We start from the raw sequence: 19377 nt of genomic DNA on the forward strand, positions 1-19377 counted from the left end.
GAAGCCGCCTTTTATAAGTACACAGGGAACTGACCTTACATGCCGCCGGGATAGTTCGGGCTCTCGCGGGTGATTGCAACGCCATGCGAATGGCTTTCCCGCAACCCGGCGTTGGAAATGCGCACAAAAGTCGCCTTCTCGCGGAATTCCTCCAGCGTCTTCGCGCCTACATAGCCCATGGAAGCACGCAAACCGCCTGCAAGTTGGTGCAGGACCGCGGAAATCGGCCCCTTGTAAGCCACCTGTCCTTCGATGCCTTCCGGTACGAGCTTCAGCTCATCGCGCACTTCCGCTTGGAAATAGCGGTCTGCCGAACCGCGCGCCATGGCGCCGACCGACCCCATACCGCGATAGGCTTTAAACGAGCGGCCCTGATGCAAATAGACTTCGCCGGGGCTTTCTTCCGTACCGGCCAACAGCGAACCAGCCATTGCCGCGACCGCTCCAGCGGCCAACGCCTTGGCGAAATCGCCCGAAAACTTGATGCCGCCATCAGCGATTACCGGGATATTCTGCTTCTGCGCTGCTTCAACGGCTGACATAATGGCCGAAAGCTGTGGAACACCGACACCGGCAACAATACGCGTGGTGCAGATCGAGCCCGGCCCGATACCAACCTTGACCGCATCCGCACCGGCATCAATCAGTGCCTGTGTACCAGCGGTCGTTGCCACATTACCTGCAAGAATTGCTATATTCGGATAGGCTTTCTTGATACGGGCCACTGCATCAAGAACGCGCTGCGAATGGCCATGCGCCGTATCCACCACCAGAAGATCGACACCGGCTTCGATCAAACGTTCGGCGCGCTCGTAACCGTCTTCACCGACGCTCGTAGCAGCGGCAGCGCGTAGACGCCCTTGGGCATCTTTGGCGGCGTTCGGATTGAGCTGCGACTTTTCAATGTCCTTGACGGTGACGAGACCGACACAACGGCCCTGATCGTCGACAACGAGAAGCTTTTCAATACGATGAGCGTGCAACAGACGTTTTGCTTCGTCCTGATTGACATTCTCGCGGACCGTAATGAGGTTCTCACGAGTCATGAGCTCGTGGATTTTCTGCTTCGGATCGGACGCAAAACGGACGTCGCGATTGGTCAGGATACCGACAAGACGGCCCGGCCCCTTGGTAGCATTTTCAACGACCGGAATACCGGAAATTCCATGCGCCTTCATCAATGCCTGTGCATCGGCCAAGGTTGCATCCGGTCCGATCGTGACCGGATTTACAACCATGCCGGACTCGAATTTCTTTACCTGCCGGACTTCTTCCGCCTGACGTTCCGGCGTCAGATTACGGTGAATGACGCCAATACCGCCGGCCTGCGCCATCGCAATAGCCAGACGGGATTCCGTCACCGTATCCATGGCAGCAGAAAGAAGAGGAAGGTTAAGCTCGATATCCTTGGCGATGCGCGTGCGCAGATCAACCTGCCCCGGCATTACTTCGGAATGGCCCGGCTGCAACAGCACATCATCAAATGTGAGAGCGAGAGCGCCAGTGGGCGATTCCACGATTTTAGCCATTGCCAATTCCTTTGCCGATTTTATCGAATGAGAAAAGCCGCCTCTCCGGAATAAGTCCGGGAGCAGCGACACATCTGGTTTGCTAGGTTGAATTGGCACCGGCTGGTAACACGGTTATGACCAAATGGAAAGCCTTTTGCTGACAAGTTTCAGTTACCGATAAGGATTTACGTGATAAATCTCTGCACACATCGAAATCGGGCAGCAGCAGGCTTGCAGGGGCAAAGTGAGAAAATCCTATAGACGCGTTCCACTCATCCGCCGGTCAAAAGCCATGTGGATCTCACCACATGTCTGGAAACCGCGACTGGTCTTCTGGTGCGGCGCACTGGCCATCGGTCTTATCAGTGTAGGCTTTGCCGAAGCTGCGGACATTGCACAAGATTGGTTCAAGAGCCTCACAAGTGGAAGCGGCTGGCGTGCATGGCTTCCCCTGCTGATCACGCCGGTGGGGTTTATGGCCTGCTCCTGGATAGCCTTATCCTGGTTTCCAAATTCTGGAGGCAGTGGCATTCCGCAAGCAATTGCCGCACGCCATTTGCACGATCATGAAGATCGAACTCTGCTGCTTTCACTCAAAACCGCGATCGGTAAGATCATTCTTACTCTGGCCGGGCTTTTCAGTGGTGCATCTATCGGTCGTGAGGGTCCAACCGTGCAGATCGGTGCGTCCATCATGATGCAATCTGCGCGTTTCGGCGGCATGGAACAAGCGCGTGGTCTCATCCTTGCAGGCTCTGCCGCAGGTATAGCGGCTGCGTTCAATACCCCCCTTGCAGGTGTTGTCTTCGCTATTGAGGAGATGGGGCGCGCCTACGCCGCACGAACCAACGGTCTCGTATTATCTGCTGTTATTCTCGCCGGTCTTGCTTCGCTGGGCCTCGTTGGAAACTATAATTATTTCGGGCTGACCACCGTTACTGCTTCCAGCGGTAAAGACTGGGTTCTGGTGATTGCGTGCGGTGTAATTGGTGGAGCATTCGGGGCTGCCTTCAGTGCGCTCGCACTCGAACTAGGACGTCGTGTGCGACGCCGCATACAAAAGGCCCCTCTTCGCAACGCAGTATTTTTCGCGGGAATTTGCGGTCTTCTGGTCGCTATCATTGGCATTGCGTCCGGCGGATCGACCTTTGGAGCAGGCTACGATCAGGCACGGAGCGCCGTGGAAGGGTTGGCTCTTCCACCTCTTTATTTCATAGGGAAGTTCCTTGCTGGTCTCCTTTCCATGATTTCGGGGATACCGGGCGGAATATTTGCACCTTCTTTGTCGGTCGGTGCGGGACTAGGCAGCACAATCGGCCTGGTTCTTGGAACCAGTGCGAGTCTTGCTGCTGTTCTCGGTATGGCAGGCTATTTTGCTGGCGTCGTGCAAGCGCCGATGACTGCATTCGTCATCATTCTGGAAATGACCGGCAATCATAACAACGTCATTCCACTCATGTGCGCATCGATGCTGGGCTACGGCACTGCACGGCTGATCTCTCACGAGCCGCTCTACCATGCTTTGTCACGTGACTACGTGGCAGACGTACTGCGCCAGCGCCGGGCGCGCGAAAAGAATACGCTCTCTCAATAGAGCGAAAATGGAGGAGAAAACTGTTCATGGATCGCAGAACATTCGCCAAGTCGCTTGCGGGACTTGGGGCAATGCCCTTTGTCGCCAATGCGGCATCGGCAGCTACTGAGGGAGGAGCAAGCATGCTGGAGCTTATGGGTGGAAGCATCACGGATGTACCCGGAATCAAGCTGGGACACCACACACTGACAAAACGCCCGACCGGCTGCACTGTTCTTCTCTGCGAAGAAGGCGCTTCCGCGGGTGTTGATGTACGCGGTTCGGCGCCCGGTACGCGTGAAACCGATCTGCTCGATCCGATCAATTATGTGCAGCAGGTTCAAGCTATTCTGCTTTCAGGCGGTAGTGCCTATGGTCTGGCGGCTGCGACTGGCGTTATGCGTTATCTTGAAGAGAACAATCTCGGCTTCAAGATCGGCAAAGGCGTCGTTCCGATTGTACCAGCAGCAATCCTGATGGATCTCGGTGTCGGAGATTTTTCTGTGCGCCCCGATGAGGAAGCCGGTTATCTGGCATGCCAGGCCGCCAAGGCTGAAGCTTCTGGAGAAGGCAACATCGGTGCTGGTGCAGGCGCTACCGTCGGCAAAATGTTCGGCATGGACTACGCCATGAAGGGCGGGCTCGGCACAGCCAGTTACAAGGTGCCTGGCACCGAAATCGTTGTCGGCGCAATTGTTGCCGTCAATGCCGTTGGTGACGTCTATGCACCGAACTCGCGCCAGATTCTGGCTGGTGCGCGGACCGAGGACGGCAAGGGCTTCCGTGATACGATGTCTGCCATCATGCAGGGCCATGGCGTGGTCAAGTCCGGCGGCGCCAACACCACGATTGGCGCAATAGCGACCAACGTCCCGTTCGACAAGGCTCAACTGAAAAAGATTGCAGGCATGGCGCATGACGGTTTTGCGCGCACAATCAACCCAATCCATACTATGTGGGACGGTGACACGATCTTCGCACTTTCCACAGGCAAGGCAAAAGACGTGGAAGCCGATGTAACTGCGATTGGAGCGATTGCAGCGACTGTTATGGCAGAAGCCGTGGCACGTGCAGTTGTCAATGCGGACAGCCTTAAGGATTTGAATTTGCCAGCATATAAGGATTACGCTCCGCAGTAAGGTGGTTACCTGTCAACAATACTGTGCATTTCTGTGCCCCCTCAGACGCACAAAAGGTAGTCTGGACGGACTGTAGAAGCATGTTCTTTACAGAAGCGAATCCTTCTATAGTTCCGTCATGCCAATTCGACACTTAAGCGAAACCATCATCAATCAGATCGCGGCGGGGGAAGTCATCGAACGCCCCGCCAGCGTTATCAAGGAACTTGTCGAAAATGCTATCGACGCTGGCGCGACCCGCATTGAGGTCGTGACCGGTGGCGGTGGCAAGACATTGTTGCGCGTGACGGATAATGGTTCGGGAATTCCGATCGATGAGCTTCCATTGGCAGTTTCCCGCCACTGTACCTCCAAGCTTTCGGACGATGTGCACGACATTCGCGCACTTGGGTTTCGTGGGGAAGCTCTGCCATCTATTGGCTCGGTCGCAAAACTGACCCTCAAATCTCGTCCGCAGGACGCTGACTCCGGCTTTGAAGTATCGGTTTCCGGCGGACATCTCGACGGTCCCCGTCCTTCCGCGCTCAATCGCGGGACGATTGCCGAGGTTCGCGATCTTTTTTACGCCACGCCTGCCCGTCTCAAATTCATGAAAACGGATCGTGCGGAAGCTTCCGCCATAACCGATGTCGTCAAGCGCATCGCAATTGCCTTTCCCCATGTCCGCTTTTCGCTTGCAGGCACCGACAGGACACCGCTGGAACTGGCCGCAACCGGCAGCGGCGCAGAAGCAACGCTTGAGCGCATCAATCAGGTGCTCGGAAAAGAATTCGGCGAAAATGCGCTTGCCATTGACGCGGAACGCGACGGCGTGCGTCTGGCCGGGTTTGTCGGCATCCCCTCCCACAATCGTGGCAACGCCCTGCATCAGTTCGCCTATGTGAATGGGCGCCCGGTGCGGGACAAACAGCTTTTCGGCGCATTGCGTGGAGCCTATGCGGATGTCATGGCACGTGATCGTCATCCGGTTGCCGCATTGTTTCTGACGCTGGATCCGGCATTTGTCGACGTTAATGTGCATCCTGCCAAGGCTGATGTGCGTTTCCGTGATCCAGGTCTTGTGCGCGGGCTAATCGTCGGGGCGATCAAACAAGCACTGGCGCAATCAGGTATTCGGCCTGCGACCAGCGGTGCCGATGCCATGCTGCAAGCGTTCCGTGCAGAAGGATTCCAGCCGCCCTCACCATCATTCACATCGCGGCCTTCTTCGGCTGGTTATGCATCGGGGAGCTGGCACCCCGCAGCTTCCTCCCCGAGAACCGAATGGTCACCGCAGACCGCACATCCGGCGCATCGGCCGCTGGACTTGGGAGCGGCACGCTCCTTTCAGGAAAGTGACCAGGCGACGCTCGCCACCGTTAACGTGCTGGCGGCAGATGCCCGAGCGACGCGTGACGAAGCACCGGTGGAACTCCAGCAAAAGCCACTCGGGGCGGCCCGCGCACAAATCCACGCGAACTATATTGTCTCCCAAACCGAAGACAGTCTCGTCATTGTAGATCAGCATGCGGCTCACGAACGTCTTGTTTATGAGGCGTTGAAAAACGCCCTGCATTCTCGTCCCATATCGGGACAAATGCTGCTTATTCCTGAAATCGTGGATCTGCCGGAAGAAGACGCCGAGCGACTGGCAACCCACGCGGAAACACTTGCCCGCTTTGGCCTTGGCATCGAGCAATTCGGGCCAGGTGCTATCGCGGTGCGTGAAACGCCCGCAATGCTCGGAGAAATGAACGTGCAGCAGCTGATCCGCGATCTTTCGGATGAGATTGCGGAACACCACACATCTGAAGGATTGAAGGCCATGTTGAACCATGTGGCCGCAACAATGGCCTGTCATGGTTCCGTTCGCTCGGGGCGACGGTTGAAGCCTGAAGAAATGAATGCGCTCCTGCGTGAAATGGAAGCCACCCCCGGCTCAGGCACCTGCAATCACGGTCGCCCAACCTACATCGAACTGAAACTGACAGATATCGAACGGCTATTTGGCAGGCGCTGATAGAATTACAACGACGTATGGAGTTGCCCCTTAAAAACCGGACAGGATCAGGTTTCGGTTTGACGGTTTAAGAACTCACGAGGCGAGCGATACCCCAATGCCTTATGCGGGTGAAGGGCATTATAGTGTTCGAACCATGAGGGCAGTTGCGCGATGACGGTTATGGCGTCCGGCAATGGGTTCACCGAGACGTAATCGCGCTTGAAGGTTTTGACGAAGGCTTCGGCCATTCCGTTGGACTGGGGGCTGCGAACGGGCGTCGAACACGGCTCCATGCCGATATCCATAAGCAGCGATCTGGTGTCCTTTGCAATGAAGCAGGAGCCGTTGTCCGTCAGCCATTCGATTGGCTTTGGAAGGGTGTTGATGAGACCGAAGCGGTTCTCGACAGCGGTGATGACAAGGTCCTGGACGTCCTCGCTCTTGATGCCCTCGGTTGTCGCGACATGGGCGATAGCCTCGCGATCACAGCAATCGAGAGCGAAGGCAACGCGCACCTTCTCCTTGTTGTCGCAGCCGATTTCGAAGCCGTCTGAACACCAACGCAGGTTCGATTGCTCAACAGACACACGACCATCGTGACGGCGCGTATCGATCGCACCGGTGTGGCGCTGAAGGAGCATGCCGTGGACCTTCATCACCCGGTAGACGCGCTTGGCATTCGGCCATGGACGGTCTTCGTTGCGGGCTTTACGGCGCAGGATCGCGTGAACCCGGCGATATCCGTAGGTCGGCATGTCGTCGATGATTGTCTTGATCTCATCCACCAGCTCCTGATCGGCGAGCGGCGGCCGCCCTCTGGCTCTGGAAGGACGCTGCCTCACACGTTCCGCTATGCTGGATCGGGCGACACCCAGGGTCTCGCACACCGCCATCATCGCGAACCGTCCTTCGGCAACGAGAGCGAGCGCAACAGGTGTTTTTTTGACCCTGATGCTATCTCAAGCGCTTCTTTCAGGATTTCGCCTTCCATAGTCTTTTTGCCGAGGAGGCGCTGTAGCTCTTTCACCTGGTTCTGAAGTGCCCTGTATTCGGATGCCGGCACGACCTCTTCCTGCGATGCGGTGGCCGTCAGCGCACCCTGCGCCGCAAGTTTGCGCCAGGCGAACAACTGGTTCGGCTGAATGCCATGCCGTCGCGCAACGATGCTGACCGTAACGTCAGGCTCGTAGGTCTCCTGGACTATCGCGAGCTTCTCCGCTGTCGACCAGCGACGGCGGCGCTCAGGGCCGGACAGCACTTCTATCTTAGGGATATGACTGATCATAATGGGCACATTACTCCTAACACTTAACAAGTGGGAGATCGTGTCCGGGGATTTAGGGGGCCACTACAAATTACAACGACGTATGATGTTGTACTGCTGGACGCAACGCACGACGCTTGCTAGAGTCGGCTACAAAGGTTTTACACACATGAATAAATTTGAATCCCCCCGTTCTTCCGAAGCTGTTCTGCGCTATCTCGACGGTGATTATGAAATCGTCAGGCATGGAGCCTATGTCGCGTGTGCGGTGACAGGCGCCCATATCCCGCTCGATGAACTCAAATATTGGAGTGTTTCGCGGCAGGAACCCTACGCAACAGGCCTGATTTCTTTTGAACGTGAGTTGGAAGTCAATCCTGAAATGCGTAGCCGAAAGAAGGCTTAAAATCAGCTTGTAACACGGCTTTTGAAGCGCTCGATGACCGTATCCAGAATGTGGTCAAGCGCATCGTTGCGATCAAATTTGAGATCAACGTTAAGGACAGCGATTTTCGTCAGAAAACCGGCAGGAACTCCAATCATCGTTGCCAGACGCACCTGATCCTTCGCCGTAGTGATCAATCCCAATCCCTGACGACGTGCTGTGTCTGTCAGATTGCGAATATCGTCTGATGCAAAGCTGTGATGATCGGGGAATGAGCGTGTTTCCACAATCTCACCGCCTGCTTCAGCAACACTTGCATAGAATTTTTCAGGATTGCCTATACCCGCAAATGCAAGCCAACGATTGCCCGCTACCGGTACGGTAGACGACGGCTTAAGGTGAGCTTCATATATCGGTCTACCTGCTCGTGCTGCCTGACGGATAACGAAATCAGCACCATCACCTTTGCCGATACGCAGCAAAGCGTCGGTCTTACGCATTTGATCAGTCAGTGGAGCCCGCAGGGGGCCTGCCGGTATGACCTTTCCATTGCCAATACCACGGGCAGCATCCACAACCAGCAACGAAAAATCGGCAAAAAGTCGTGCGCTCTGGAAACCGTCATCCATGATGATGAAATCGCAACCGAGCGCCTGTAAATGTCGAGCCGCCTTTAGCCTATCAGGACAGAGAGCCACCGAAGCATGACGTGCCAGCAGGAGTGGCTCATCCCCGACGTAACGCGCACTGTCATGCGCGGGATCAACAACGTGTAGTCCCTTGTAAGCGCCGCCATAGCCGCGTGAGACGATGCCGGGGTTTAGACCTCGTGCTTTTGCGCCAGCAGAAAAAGCAATTGCAGTCGGTGTTTTTCCGGCCCCACCTACGGTAAAATTGCCCACGCAAAGAACCGGCAGAGAAATTTTTGGTGGTTCCGCTTTCAAAAGCCGACGGCCCGCCACGGCTCCGTAGAGCCAGGCAGCAGGCGCCAAAGACAAAGCGCGCCAATCAGGTTTATCCCACCAGAAAGGCGGCGCTTCACTCACCATGCTCAGTGACCGCCTGTCTGATAGGCAGCCTCATTGCGATTGCCGGGTAACTGTGCCTGCAGGATCAACGGCTGGATAAACGGCTCGAGGGCGACAAGCGTACGATCCAGTGCGCCGCGCATATCCCTGACCGTGCTCACCCCAGCATTGATCATGGCACGGAGATGCTGAGGGTTGTTGAACAGGAAATTGATCGCTCCTGCGAGCATATTGCGATCCTTCACAATGCGTGCGCCCCCATTCTTGATGAGGCGTTGGAAGGATTCACGGAAATTCTGGACATTTCGTCCCGTTAGCACAGCAGTTCCCATCATCGCCGGTTCCAGAGGGTTGTGTCCACCTTCCTTGGTCAGCGAATTGCCAATAAATGCTATTTCGGTGAGTTGGAGATAAAGTCCCATCTCCCCAATGGTATCTCCGAGCAGGATATCTGTGTCGGCTTCAATCGGTTCATTGGCGCTGCGACGCGCAACCTTGAGCCCCTTTTCAGCCAGCATGGCCTGAATGGCCGCAGCACGATCTGGATGACGCGGCACGATGATCGTGACAAGATGCGGATAGCGTACTTTCAGCATCTGATGAACTTCTGCTGTGATCGCTTCTTCGCCGTCATGGGTCGAAATTGCGGCCCACGTTCTCCGTCCACCGATCTGGCGTTGCAATGCGGCCAGAGCCTGTGGATCAGCCGGCGGCGGATTCGTATCGACCTTGAGATTACCTGAAACACTGACAGGCCGCGCTCCCAGCGTACGAAAGCGATCTGCATCTAGTTCCGACTGTGCGACCACATAGGCAAAATTTTCAAAGAGCGCTTCGGCCAGAGCCGGTCTTTTCTGCCAGACAGCAAAGGAGCGATCAGACATGCGCCCGTTGACCAGAACCTGCGGCGTGTGGCGACTGCCGAGTGAAAGCACAGTAGCAGGCCAGACTTCAGATTCACAACCGATGGCAAGATCAGGTTTCCAGTGGTTGAGAAACTTGTTGACCGCCGGTTGCAAATCCAGCGGCGCGTATTGGTGAATGACCTTACTACCTAACTGATCTGCGACAACTTTTGCCGAAGTCACAGTACCTGTCGTCAGCACGATATGGATACCAGTCGCAGCGATCCGCTCAATCAATGGCGTGATCGCGACGGTTTCACCAACGCTTGCCGCGTGGGCCCAGATAACCGGCCCTTGCGGACGTGCTATGGCGGATTTGCCGTAGCGCTCGCCGCGACGCATGCGCTCTTCCTTGCCGCGAGACGCGCGATAGGCGATGTAAGGCCCCATAAATGGATAGGCCGCGGAACCGAGTGCACGGTAGGCAGACAACATATTGCGCGCCCAGCGTTCGCTCATTTCGCTTTCTCCAACGCAGCATAGGCCTTGACGGTCGCGTCGTTGAGTTGGCGCGTTAGCTCCATGCGTTTTTCTTCCAATTGCGTTTCATCGGCATCCGCGTCGACCCATACATTGTCGCCGCGCACGATAATCGAACGCCCAAAGGGCAGCGGAATCGTCGTTTTATCCCAAGACTTTTCCAGAACATGGTTCCGCGAGAAAGCATAAGCAACCGGTATTATCGGACGACCGGACAATTTCGCCAATAAAATGATGCCTTCTCCGGCCTCACGCGCTTTGCCGTGAGCGATGTCCGCTATAATTGATGCCGATTGCCCGTTTTTGAGAGCATTCTTCAACGTCAGAAGCGCGCGTGCGCCTCCCTTTTCAGGCTTGGAGCGAGAACCTCGTCCACCAGAGCCACGCACTGTCAACAATCCAAGTTTTTCCGCAACACGAGCGTTCAGTTCCGCATCTGCACTGCGCGAAAACATGGCGACAAGTTCAATTCCCTTGGGGCAGATGAACGGTCCCATGAGATGTTGCCCATGCCAGAAAGTCACGATGAAAGGATCGTCCTTACCCACCAGCGCCTGTGGGTCTGCTGATTCTTTCAAGCGAGAATTTGTGAAATAGACAAGCTTGAAGTAGGAGGTGATCAGCCAGACCAGCATGGCTTTAACCACGGCAGACTGCGCCAGCGGCCCGCGAATACGTCGCCAGAGGCGCTTCGCGAATCCTTGTTTCTTATGCCCGGTGGTCTGACCCGGACTATCTCCGCTTTGCATCCGATATTGGCCGGGAGCAGTCAAACTGCTCAATCCGCCTTCAGCGTCACGCCTTCTGGATCGAGCAACCGATGCAGGTGCACGATGAAATAGCGCATATGAGCATTGTCTACTGTTTGCTGTGCCTTCGACTTCCATGCGGTCTTGGCCGACTCGTAATCCGGGTAGATGCCAACGATATCGACGTTTTCAAGATCGCGGAACTCAACGGTACCGAGCTTTTTCAGCTCACCGCCGAACACCAGATGAAGAAGCTGCTTTTTGTCGCCTTCGACGCTCATGACAATTATCCCTGAACAAAATTGGTTCGCGGCATGATTAACCCAAGGGTCAGCCCGCGACAACACTCAACATTTCTTGCAGAAGGTCTCCGCTGGCGGCAACGAGAGCGCCATGGCTCAACGTCGGACCACCATACTGGATCGGTAGGGCATCGCTTGTCAGGATTGCCCCGCCCGACTCACTCAGGATCAGATCAGCTGCTGCCAAATCCCAATCATGTGAATTTGGCCGAATGAAGGTGCCCGCTATATCTCCGCGCGCCACCATAGCGATACGGTAGGCCAGCGAGGGAACGTAGGGATGAATCTTTGCACGATCCCGCCAGCTTTCCGGGAGTGCCGTCACCATATTGCGGGCTGATGCTATTGTCACCTGTTCACCGGGCAATGGTAATCTGACACGTATGACAGCACCGTTTTGTGAAGCCCCAACGCCTTTCCCTGCTTCGATGAGCTCGTTGCGCGCCGGACATTCCAGAACGCCGGCCAACGGGCGGCCATTTTCCACAACGGCTATGCTAATACACCATTGATCCTGCCCAGCGATGTATGCACGGGTGCCGTCAATCGGATCGACAACGAAGGCGCGGCTGCGTTTTTCAGCTGCCCGTTCATCGACGGTCTCTTCCGATATCCAGCCATAATCTGGCCGCGCTTTCAAAAGGACATCCTTTAGATAGCGGTCAACGGCCAGATCAGCTTCACTGACGGGCGATGAACCATCCTTCAGCCAGACTTCCGGAGAACGACCAAAGTAGCGCATCGCGATACGTCCGGCTTCACGCGCAGCATCACGCAGAAGCGTCAGTTCACTGACAATTTCGTTGTGCTTGTCAGTTTCCGGCAAGAGTCATGCCTTCAATTGCGAGTGTCGGTGCTGTCATCCCGAAGTTTCGATCAATATCGGAGGCGGGTGTCATATTGAGGAACATGTCCTTGAGGTTCGAAGCAATCGTCACTTCACTGATCGGGTAGGCAAGTTCGCCATTTTCGATCCAGAACCCCGATGCGCCGCGGCTATATTGGCCCGTGATCATGTCAACACCCTGCCCGAACACCTCTGTCACATAAAAACCTGTGCCAATTGCACGGATCAATTCCTCCGGCGACTGCGAACCGGGCTCGATGGCAAAATTGGTTGAAGCAGGCGAAACGCCAGAGCCCGAACGAACACCACGACCATTGCCTTGCAGGCCCAGTTCCCGGGCGCTCGATCCAGAAAGCAGCCAGTGTTTGAGAACGCCATCCTCCACCATCGTCAAAGATTGCCCCTCAATCCCTTCGCCGTCGAACGGACGCGAAGACGAACCGCGCACACGCAGCGGATTGTCAGTAACATTTATGCCGTTCTTGAGAACCTGTTTACCGAGACTGTCACGAAGAAAACTCGTCTTGCGTGCAACAGAAGCGCCATTAATCGCGCTTGCAAGATGTCCCGCAATACCGCGCGCAAGGCGAGGATCGTAGATAACTGTGACAGGCCCCGTCTTTGCCTGACGTGCACCCAACCGCCGCACAGCGCGCTCACCAGCGCGACGACCGATATCATCAGGCGTATCAAGATCAGAAAAATGCAGGCGCGAACTGAAATCATAATCGCGCTCCATTTTCGTGCCCTCGCCCGCAATGGCCGAGACCGATCGTCCAAAGCGTGTAGCAGCATAATGCCCCGAAAAGCCTGTCGATGTGACCAGCACCAGACCACCAAGGCTGCGCGAGGCACCAGCTCCACCTGAATTCGTCACGCCGCTGACTGCGAGTGCAGCTGCTTCCGTCGCAAGTGCGTCCTGCGTCAAACGATCGGAATCGATTTCCGTTGAATCGTAGAGATCAAGATCACGAGGCGAAACAACAAGCAGCGATGGGTCTGCGAGTTGCTCATAGGGATCCTCCGGCGCAACGCGTGCCATAGCAACGGCACGCTCGGCGAGACGGTCGGGATCGGCGCTCGCATTGGCAGAAACACTCGCAATGCGACGGCCTACAAAAACGCGCAGAGCGAAATCATCACTTTCCGACGATTCGGTTCCCTCAACCTTGCCCAACCTCACTGATACGCTAACTGACCGTGCCCGCATCACGACTGCGTCAGCCTGATCAGCTCCCGCCCGTTTGGCTGCAGCCACGAGAACGGCTGCGCGATCGACAAGTTTCTCCGCCGAATTATCTGAAATCATTATATAATCCGAGTTTCCCAAGTTCATCACGGTTCAACCTCGCAGTACGATTTGCAGCGGGACCGAAACCGGGACTTGCTAAAAAATATCGTCAAATTGTTCGACATCGGGCTGATTACAGCCATATCTTGTTTCTATATTGCCGAAATCCTAGGGCTTCAAGGCAAGCCCTCCTACATTTCTCCAAATTCCAAGAGCTTGGCATGGTTGCAACTGGCGGAAGTCTCTACCTGCAGTGTCTGATGATTTTGGGCGGTGCGATTATCGCTGCGCCGCTGTTCAAGCGATTAGGGCTTGGTACAGTCCTGGGCTATCTTGCGGCAGGCATCACGATTGGACCCGTAGCTCGCCTCATTGCAGACGGCGAAGATTTTCTGCACTTCTCCGAGCTTGGCGTTGTCTTTCTTCTCTTCATCATCGGACTTGAGCTGAAACCCTCAAGACTTTGGGCGTTGCGCCAATCAATCTTCGGTCTTGGTACCGCCCAGGTTCTGCTTTGTGGAGCAGCCCTCACTACTCTTGGCATTTACTTTGCGGGCCTCAGCCCCGAAGCAGGGATCATCATCGGTTTCGGTCTCGCGCTTTCGTCTACGGCATTTGCCATGCAGGTTTTGGAGGACCGGGCCGAAACGAACCAGAAACACGGTCAACGTGCTTTTTCGATCCTGCTGTTCCAGGACCTCGCCATCGTGCCGATCCTTGCAATTATTCCGGCACTTTCGCCAACCGAACCGTCGCAGGCGAGCGCGGGTTTCCATCTTGCCACAGCAATTGCGGCCATCGCGGCACTGGTGGTCGCCGGACGTTATCTTATCAATCCAATGTTCCGCATTATCGCCAATACCGGCGCTCGCGAAGTGATGATCGCAGCAGCGCTTTTTGTGGTGCTCGGATCAGCCAGCCTGCTTCAGGCGGCTGGCCTTTCGATGGCCATGGGTGCATTTATCGCCGGTGTTTTGCTGGCGGAATCTTCCTACCGACACGAACTTGAAGCGGATATCGAACCATTTCGCGGAATCTTTCTCGGATTGTTTTTCGTGGCGGTTGGTCTTTCGCTGAACCTCACTGTGATCATACAGTATTGGAAGGTTATCCTTCTTGCTGTTCCCATTTTCATGGCAGCCAAGATCGCGATCATCTACCTGCTGTGCCGTGTCTTCCGGTCCAACCATAACGATGCTGTGCGAATTGCGTTTCTTCTGCCGCAAGGCGGCGAATTTGCCTTTGTTCTTTTCTCGGCAGCTTCTGCCGCATCCATAATCTCAAGCGCACTCGGCTCAGAGCTTGTAGCTGCCGTCACCGTATCCATGGCGCTAACACCGCTTTCCGTTTTCATTGGCTCAAAGCTGCTTATCAAGGACAAGACTGTTGATGAAATTGAGGAAAACTTTGAAGGTGCCGGTTCTGACGTATTGATGATTGGCTTCTCGCGATACGGTCAGATTGCATCGCAGATCCTGCTCGCTGGCGGTATCGACGTAACCGTGATCGACAGTTCGCCCAATCGCGTCCGTGCTGCCGGAAAATTTGGCTTCCGTATTTATTTTGGCGACGGCACTCGTAAAGACGTGCTGGAAGCGGCAGGTATAAGAAAAGCGAAGATCGTTGCCATCTGTACCCACAAAAAGGAAACAACCAACCACATCGTCAACCTCATACAATCCGAATATCCGGATGTGCGGCTGTTCGTTCGTTCATATGATCGCGAACATACGCTGCAATTGCGCGCTCAAGGTGTCGAGTATGAACTGCGCGAAACGTTCGAATCCGGTTTGCTGTTTGGTCAGCGTACACTCGAAGGGCTCGGCATAGCCGAAACCCAAGCCTACGAAATTCGTGAAGACGTTCGCCAGCGCGACGAAGATCGTCTCCACGTGCAGGCTTCGGAAGGAATCATGGCTGGTCGCCATCTGCTCTTCAACAAACCGGTCACACCAGAGCCTCTGGTCAAACCTGTCCGCGAAGGTCAGCGCATCGACAAAGGCGCGGATGATATCGTATCCGCCTCGTCGTCAAGTGACACAGTCGGATCACCCGTTCCGGCGGAATAGCAAACGTATAGGAAGCCGGTAGATTCAGGTTGCAAGCGTTGAATTTATCGGCACCACTTTTCCCTCAACTGTCAGTTCGAGAGCACGTTTCAGTTCGTCGCGAACACTGGCGCTCTGTGACAATATCTGTTCGAACTTCAGGAAATCCAGAAGACCGATCCGCTCGACATTAGGGCGAATGAAAATATGCGGGGGGCGAATTCGAAATTTGTTTTCGATGATGGAGCACATGGTCAGCTGGTTCGCCCCGATCACTGCCTCGAATGTGGTTGGCATGTAGTCATCTGGTCCGACCGGCGTGCCGACAACGTCGATGCCGATGACAATATCGGCCTCATCAAACAGCAGATCAAAGGGTACTGGATTGAACAAGCCGCCATCGACCAGAATGCGGCCATCCCGGCGTACTGGTGCGAAAACTGGTGGTATGGCACAGGATGCTGCGATGGCCGAATGCAGATCGCCATCGCGAATATGGATTTCCCGAGCGGCGTGAAAGTCCGCCGCTGTGATAGTCATCGGGATTTTCAGCTCTTCTACATTCATCGGCAGGCTTGCAGGCAAAAAGACGTCCAGCACCTTTTCGATATTGAACTGGCTGACGCGCAAGCCACCTTTCAGCAATTCTACCCAGCGCGCAGGGCGGGTTTGCCACATACGCTTTGCGACTTCGGAGCGGCGATTGAAAATCGCCGCCATATATTCATGAACTTCCTTGCCCGTCATGCCGCTCGCCATTCCGGCGCCAACAATCGAACCTATCGACGAGCCTGCAATTGCAACCGGTTTGATACCAAGTTCATCGAGCACCTCGACAATATGGATGTGGGCAATGCCGCGTGCCCCACCTCCGCCGAAAGCGACGGCAATTCGTGGCGATGACGGCACTGCCTTTTCCAATTTGGCACCTTTTAGCTTTGGGCCGGGCCGAAAATCAATATTGCCGGTTCCGCTTCAAGCAGTTTCTTAGCAATAGCCTTGACCTGATCCAACGTTACAGCATCAATCAACTCCGAGCGCTTGTCGATATAATCACGCGGAAGTTCTGCTTCCTGCAAGCTAACGAGAGTTTCAGCAATAGCGGCGGATGAATCCAGATTGTTGACGGCGTAAGATCCCTTGAGGAAGTTTTTGGCAGCAGCGAGTTCTTCTTCCGTGGGCCCGTCCGCGGCCATAGCAGCAACCTGCTCGCGGATAATCTTCAGGGATTCCTGCGCTTTGTCAGGACGGGTCGCAGTCGAAATCATCAATGCCGAAACATGATCGCGCATGACCATGGATGACGATACCGAATAGGCAAGGCCACGCTTTTCACGCACTTCGGCATAAAGACGCGATGTAAAGCCACCACCCAGAATATGGTTCATCAGATAGGCTGCAAAGAATTCGGGATCCTTGCGCGGAATAGCCGGATAGACAAAGCTGATCGAGGTCTGCGGCATATCGAAATTGAGGCTGGTCGTCGTGCCAAGTGCCAGTTTGGCATCGGGTACAGGAACCAGTTCGGCCATCGCGGGGAGATCGCCGAACACCTTATCCAGCAACGCCCCCAAATCCTTCGCATTGATCGAACCCACAACGCCGATAGTCAGACGGTCACGCGCAAAGTTCTTGCGGTGAAAGTTCACCAGATCGTCACGCGTGATCGACTGCAGTGATTTCACCGTGCCATCATCGGGACGCGCATAAGGATGGTTCCCGTAGAGAACTTCGGAGAACTTACGCGATGCAATCGTCGAAGGGTTGCGTTGTGAGGATTCGATACTCGCAACCACCTGCTGTCGAATACGATCAATTGCATCCTGGTCAAAGCGAGGCTTGTCGACAGAAAGAGCAAGCAAGTTTGTGACTGCGTCGCGATTTTCCGCGAGCATGCGAATACCGCCCGAAACGGAATCCTGTGTTGCAGAAAAGCTCATTTCGGCGCCCAGATTGTCTATTTTCTCCTGAAACGCATCCGATTTCAGGTCGCCCGCCCCCTCATCGAACAGCCCTGTCATCAGGTTAGCCAACCCTTCCTTCCCGGAAGGGTCCTGCGATGTGCCACCCTTGAATGAGAACCGCATGGAAATAAGCGGGACTGAATCGTCTTCTACCAGCCAGGCATGAATACCTTTTGGCGAAACAACTTCCTGAATTTCGATTGCGCGCGCCGGCAAGGCGCACACGATCAACAATGTCACTGATGCGGCAAGAACACCCACAGCCGACCCGGCATAGCGAAAGTCGAAAACACGTCTGAAGTTCAACGTAAGAATGTTCTTCACTGGATCGCTCCTCCCGCACCATTGGCCCCGGCGCTTCCCGCTGACGCATCCGGGTTCTCGCGAGCGCTCTCCGGCTCGGCGTCCGGAGGAAGCAGGTAACTCGTTACCGATTGGTCTTTAACGAGATAACGCGTCGCCACATCCTTGATCTGATCGACTGTGACACCCTTGATGACCTCCGGCCATTTCTGGATATCGTCAACCGTTTGCCCAACAGACAGCGACGAGCCATAAATCCGGGACATACCTGTCTGGCTGTCGCGTGCAAAGATAACCGCTTTCAGGAAACGATTGCGAGCTTGATCGAGCTCGGTCTGGCTTACGCCGTCTTTGATGATCCGTGCCACTTCGGCTTCAACGGCTTTTTCGACATCGCCAAGCGTCGCGCCATTGCGCGGCGCGCCATATACAGAAAACGTACCGTCATCAAGCGCATCGCCACCATAGCTCGCGCCCGTATTGGCAGCGATACCCTGCTTGACGATCAATTCCTGATAAAGGCGTGAACGCAACGAACCGCCGAGAATTTCGCTCAGTAGATCGAGGGCGGGGGCATCCCCTGGTTTTACATTCGGAAACCGTTTTTCGTTCGCATAGGAAGGAACAAGCCACGACACACGGAATGAGGGGGTGCTTACACGCTCATCGTGCAACGTCACGACGCGGGCGGCGTGCTTCGCGGGCTCCTGAGGACGCTCACGCGGCAGAACTTCGGCGCGTTTCGGCACCTTTGCCCATGTCTTCAACGTCAGCTCGCGTACGCGTTCCGGTGAAACGTCTCCAGCGATGATGAGCGTTGCATTATTCGGTGTGTAATATTGCTGATAAAAGTCGATGGCGTTCTTGAGGCTTAGCTTTTCCATTTCCTGCTGCCAGCCAATTACAGGCTTGCGATAAGGATGGTTATAGAAAAGAACAGCGTCGCTATTCTCCATCAGCATGGAAGCCGGATTGGAATCAACTCGCATCCGGCGTTCTTCCAGAATGACATCCCGTTCGGTTTTCACCGCTTCTTCATTGAGCACCAGATTTTCCATCCGGTCCGACTCGAACTGCATCACCATTTCCAGCGCTTCGGGAGATACCCGCTGGAAATAGGCCGTATAATCATAGGAGGTGAAGGCGTTTTCTTGCCCGCCGATGGAGGCGACTTTCGCCGAAAACTCGCCAGCTGGGTGGTTCTTCGTACCCTTGAACATCAGATGTTCGAGGAAATGCGCGATACCTGAAACGCCGGGCGCTTCATCGGCCGACCCTACATGGTACCAGATCATCTGGGTCACGACTGGAGCGCGATGATCGGGGATGACAACCACTTCCAGACCATTTGGCAATGTGAAATGACTGACCCCATCCGACTGGATGATTTCTGGAAGCGCTGTTTGTTCAGCGACTGGGGGCGACACGGGCGCTGGTTGCGTTTCGGCGGCAGCGGCAGGTTGGCTTTCTGCCCGGACTGCACCGCTTGCCACCGGTAAAGCCAGCACGAAACCCAAGGCGGTGGACAACAGCAAGCGCCGGAGTGAGGGGTTATTCACCAAGCGACATCTCCAATCGGTTTCATTCCCGCCCGTTTTTCCGGGCAG

At 55.2% G+C, this 19377-nt stretch carries 16 protein-coding genes; 5 read left to right on the forward strand and 11 right to left on the reverse strand.

What is annotated here, in order from left to right; all coding sequences use genetic code 11:
• Positions 1–35 precede the first annotated feature (35 nt).
• A complete protein-coding gene (gene guaB, locus OHI65_RS02520; RefSeq protein ID WP_010661016.1) occupies positions 36–1529 on the reverse strand; it encodes an IMP dehydrogenase in 1494 nt (497 codons plus the stop codon).
• Positions 1530–1755: 226 nt separating this feature from the next.
• On the opposite strand from guaB, the gene OHI65_RS02525 reads away from it, so the two are divergent.
• The 3 genes from OHI65_RS02525 to mutL all read left to right on the forward strand — a co-directional run bounded on the left by OHI65_RS02525 (position 1756) and on the right by mutL (position 6222).
• The gene (locus OHI65_RS02525; RefSeq protein WP_029376223.1) at positions 1756–3105 is read left to right on the forward strand and encodes a chloride channel protein; all 1350 of its coding nucleotides are present in this window, start codon (positions 1756–1758) and stop codon (positions 3103–3105) included.
• A 26-nt stretch (positions 3106–3131) separates the two neighbouring features.
• On the forward strand, positions 3132–4223 hold the full coding sequence (locus OHI65_RS02530; protein ID WP_125302596.1) for a P1 family peptidase: 1092 nt from the start codon (positions 3132–3134) through the stop codon (positions 4221–4223).
• Positions 4224–4341: 118 nt separating this feature from the next.
• A complete protein-coding gene (gene mutL / locus OHI65_RS02535) occupies positions 4342–6222 on the forward strand; it encodes a DNA mismatch repair endonuclease MutL (protein ID WP_264358725.1) in 1881 nt (626 codons plus the stop codon).
• A gap of 47 nt (positions 6223–6269) precedes the next feature.
• On the opposite strand, the gene OHI65_RS02540 is transcribed toward mutL, so the two are convergent.
• Positions 6270–7489, reverse strand: a protein-coding gene (locus tag OHI65_RS02540; RefSeq protein WP_264358634.1) for an IS3 family transposase whose coding sequence is annotated in 2 segments (ribosomal slippage) — positions 6270–7150 and positions 7150–7489 — 1221 coding nt in all. Because the reading frame shifts where the segments join, the coding sequence is not laid out codon by codon here.
• Between the two features lie 148 nt (positions 7490–7637).
• Here OHI65_RS02540 and OHI65_RS02545 point away from each other — a divergent pair.
• Positions 7638–7874 carry a DUF2093 domain-containing protein gene (locus OHI65_RS02545; RefSeq protein ID WP_010661012.1) on the forward strand — a complete coding sequence of 79 codons (237 nt, stop codon included), beginning with the start codon at positions 7638–7640 and terminating at the stop codon, positions 7872–7874.
• A 2-nt stretch (positions 7875–7876) separates the two neighbouring features.
• On the opposite strand, the gene lpxK is transcribed toward OHI65_RS02545, so the two are convergent.
• From lpxK to OHI65_RS02575, 6 genes are read right to left on the reverse strand one after another with little or no spacing between them, the layout of a single operon-like run.
• Positions 7877–8902, reverse strand: a complete 1026-nt coding sequence (lpxK, locus tag OHI65_RS02550) for a tetraacyldisaccharide 4'-kinase (protein ID WP_125300721.1) — start codon at positions 8900–8902, stop codon at positions 7877–7879.
• A gap of 2 nt (positions 8903–8904) precedes the next feature.
• A complete protein-coding gene (gene waaA, locus OHI65_RS02555; protein WP_011982762.1) occupies positions 8905–10245 on the reverse strand; it encodes a lipid IV(A) 3-deoxy-D-manno-octulosonic acid transferase in 1341 nt (446 codons plus the stop codon).
• A complete protein-coding gene (locus tag OHI65_RS02560; protein WP_010661009.1) occupies positions 10242–11015 on the reverse strand; it encodes a lysophospholipid acyltransferase family protein in 774 nt (257 codons plus the stop codon). Before OHI65_RS02560 ends, waaA begins: the two co-directional genes overlap by 4 nt.
• 29 nt (positions 11016–11044) lie before the next feature.
• Complete coding sequence (locus tag OHI65_RS02565) at positions 11045–11296, reverse strand: DUF4170 domain-containing protein (RefSeq protein WP_010661008.1); 252 nt, start codon at positions 11294–11296, stop codon at positions 11045–11047.
• Positions 11297–11345: 49 nt separating this feature from the next.
• Positions 11346–12143, reverse strand: coding sequence for a 3'(2'),5'-bisphosphate nucleotidase CysQ (locus OHI65_RS02570; protein WP_011982760.1), 798 nt, complete (start codon positions 12141–12143; stop codon positions 11346–11348).
• Positions 12130–13473 (reverse strand): TldD/PmbA family protein, encoded by a 1344-nt coding sequence (locus OHI65_RS02575; RefSeq protein WP_040128437.1) that lies wholly within the window; start codon positions 13471–13473, stop codon positions 12130–12132. Before OHI65_RS02575 ends, OHI65_RS02570 begins: the two co-directional genes overlap by 14 nt.
• Before the next feature lie 203 nt (positions 13474–13676).
• Here OHI65_RS02575 and OHI65_RS02580 point away from each other — a divergent pair, with 203 nt between their 5' ends.
• Complete coding sequence (locus OHI65_RS02580) at positions 13677–15524, forward strand: monovalent cation:proton antiporter-2 (CPA2) family protein (protein ID WP_125300722.1); 1848 nt, start codon at positions 13677–13679, stop codon at positions 15522–15524.
• Between the two features lie 24 nt (positions 15525–15548).
• On the opposite strand, the gene OHI65_RS02585 is transcribed toward OHI65_RS02580, so the two are convergent.
• Genes OHI65_RS02585 through OHI65_RS02595 form a run of 3 tightly spaced genes read right to left on the reverse strand, consistent with a single transcriptional unit; the run spans position 15549 to position 19329 of the window.
• Positions 15549–16424, reverse strand: a complete 876-nt coding sequence (locus tag OHI65_RS02585; protein ID WP_011982757.1) for a patatin-like phospholipase family protein — start codon at positions 16422–16424, stop codon at positions 15549–15551.
• A gap of 11 nt (positions 16425–16435) precedes the next feature.
• Complete coding sequence (locus OHI65_RS02590; RefSeq protein ID WP_235824413.1) at positions 16436–17782, reverse strand: M16 family metallopeptidase; 1347 nt, start codon at positions 17780–17782, stop codon at positions 16436–16438.
• A gap of 5 nt (positions 17783–17787) precedes the next feature.
• On the reverse strand, positions 17788–19329 hold the full coding sequence (locus tag OHI65_RS02595; RefSeq protein ID WP_011982755.1) for a M16 family metallopeptidase: 1542 nt from the start codon (positions 19327–19329) through the stop codon (positions 17788–17790).
• Between the last annotated feature and the right edge of the window lie 48 nt (positions 19330–19377).

The sequence above is a fragment of the Brucella sp. MAB-22 genome (assembly GCF_025908475.1).
GTDB lineage: Bacteria > Pseudomonadota > Alphaproteobacteria > Rhizobiales > Rhizobiaceae > Brucella > Brucella anthropi.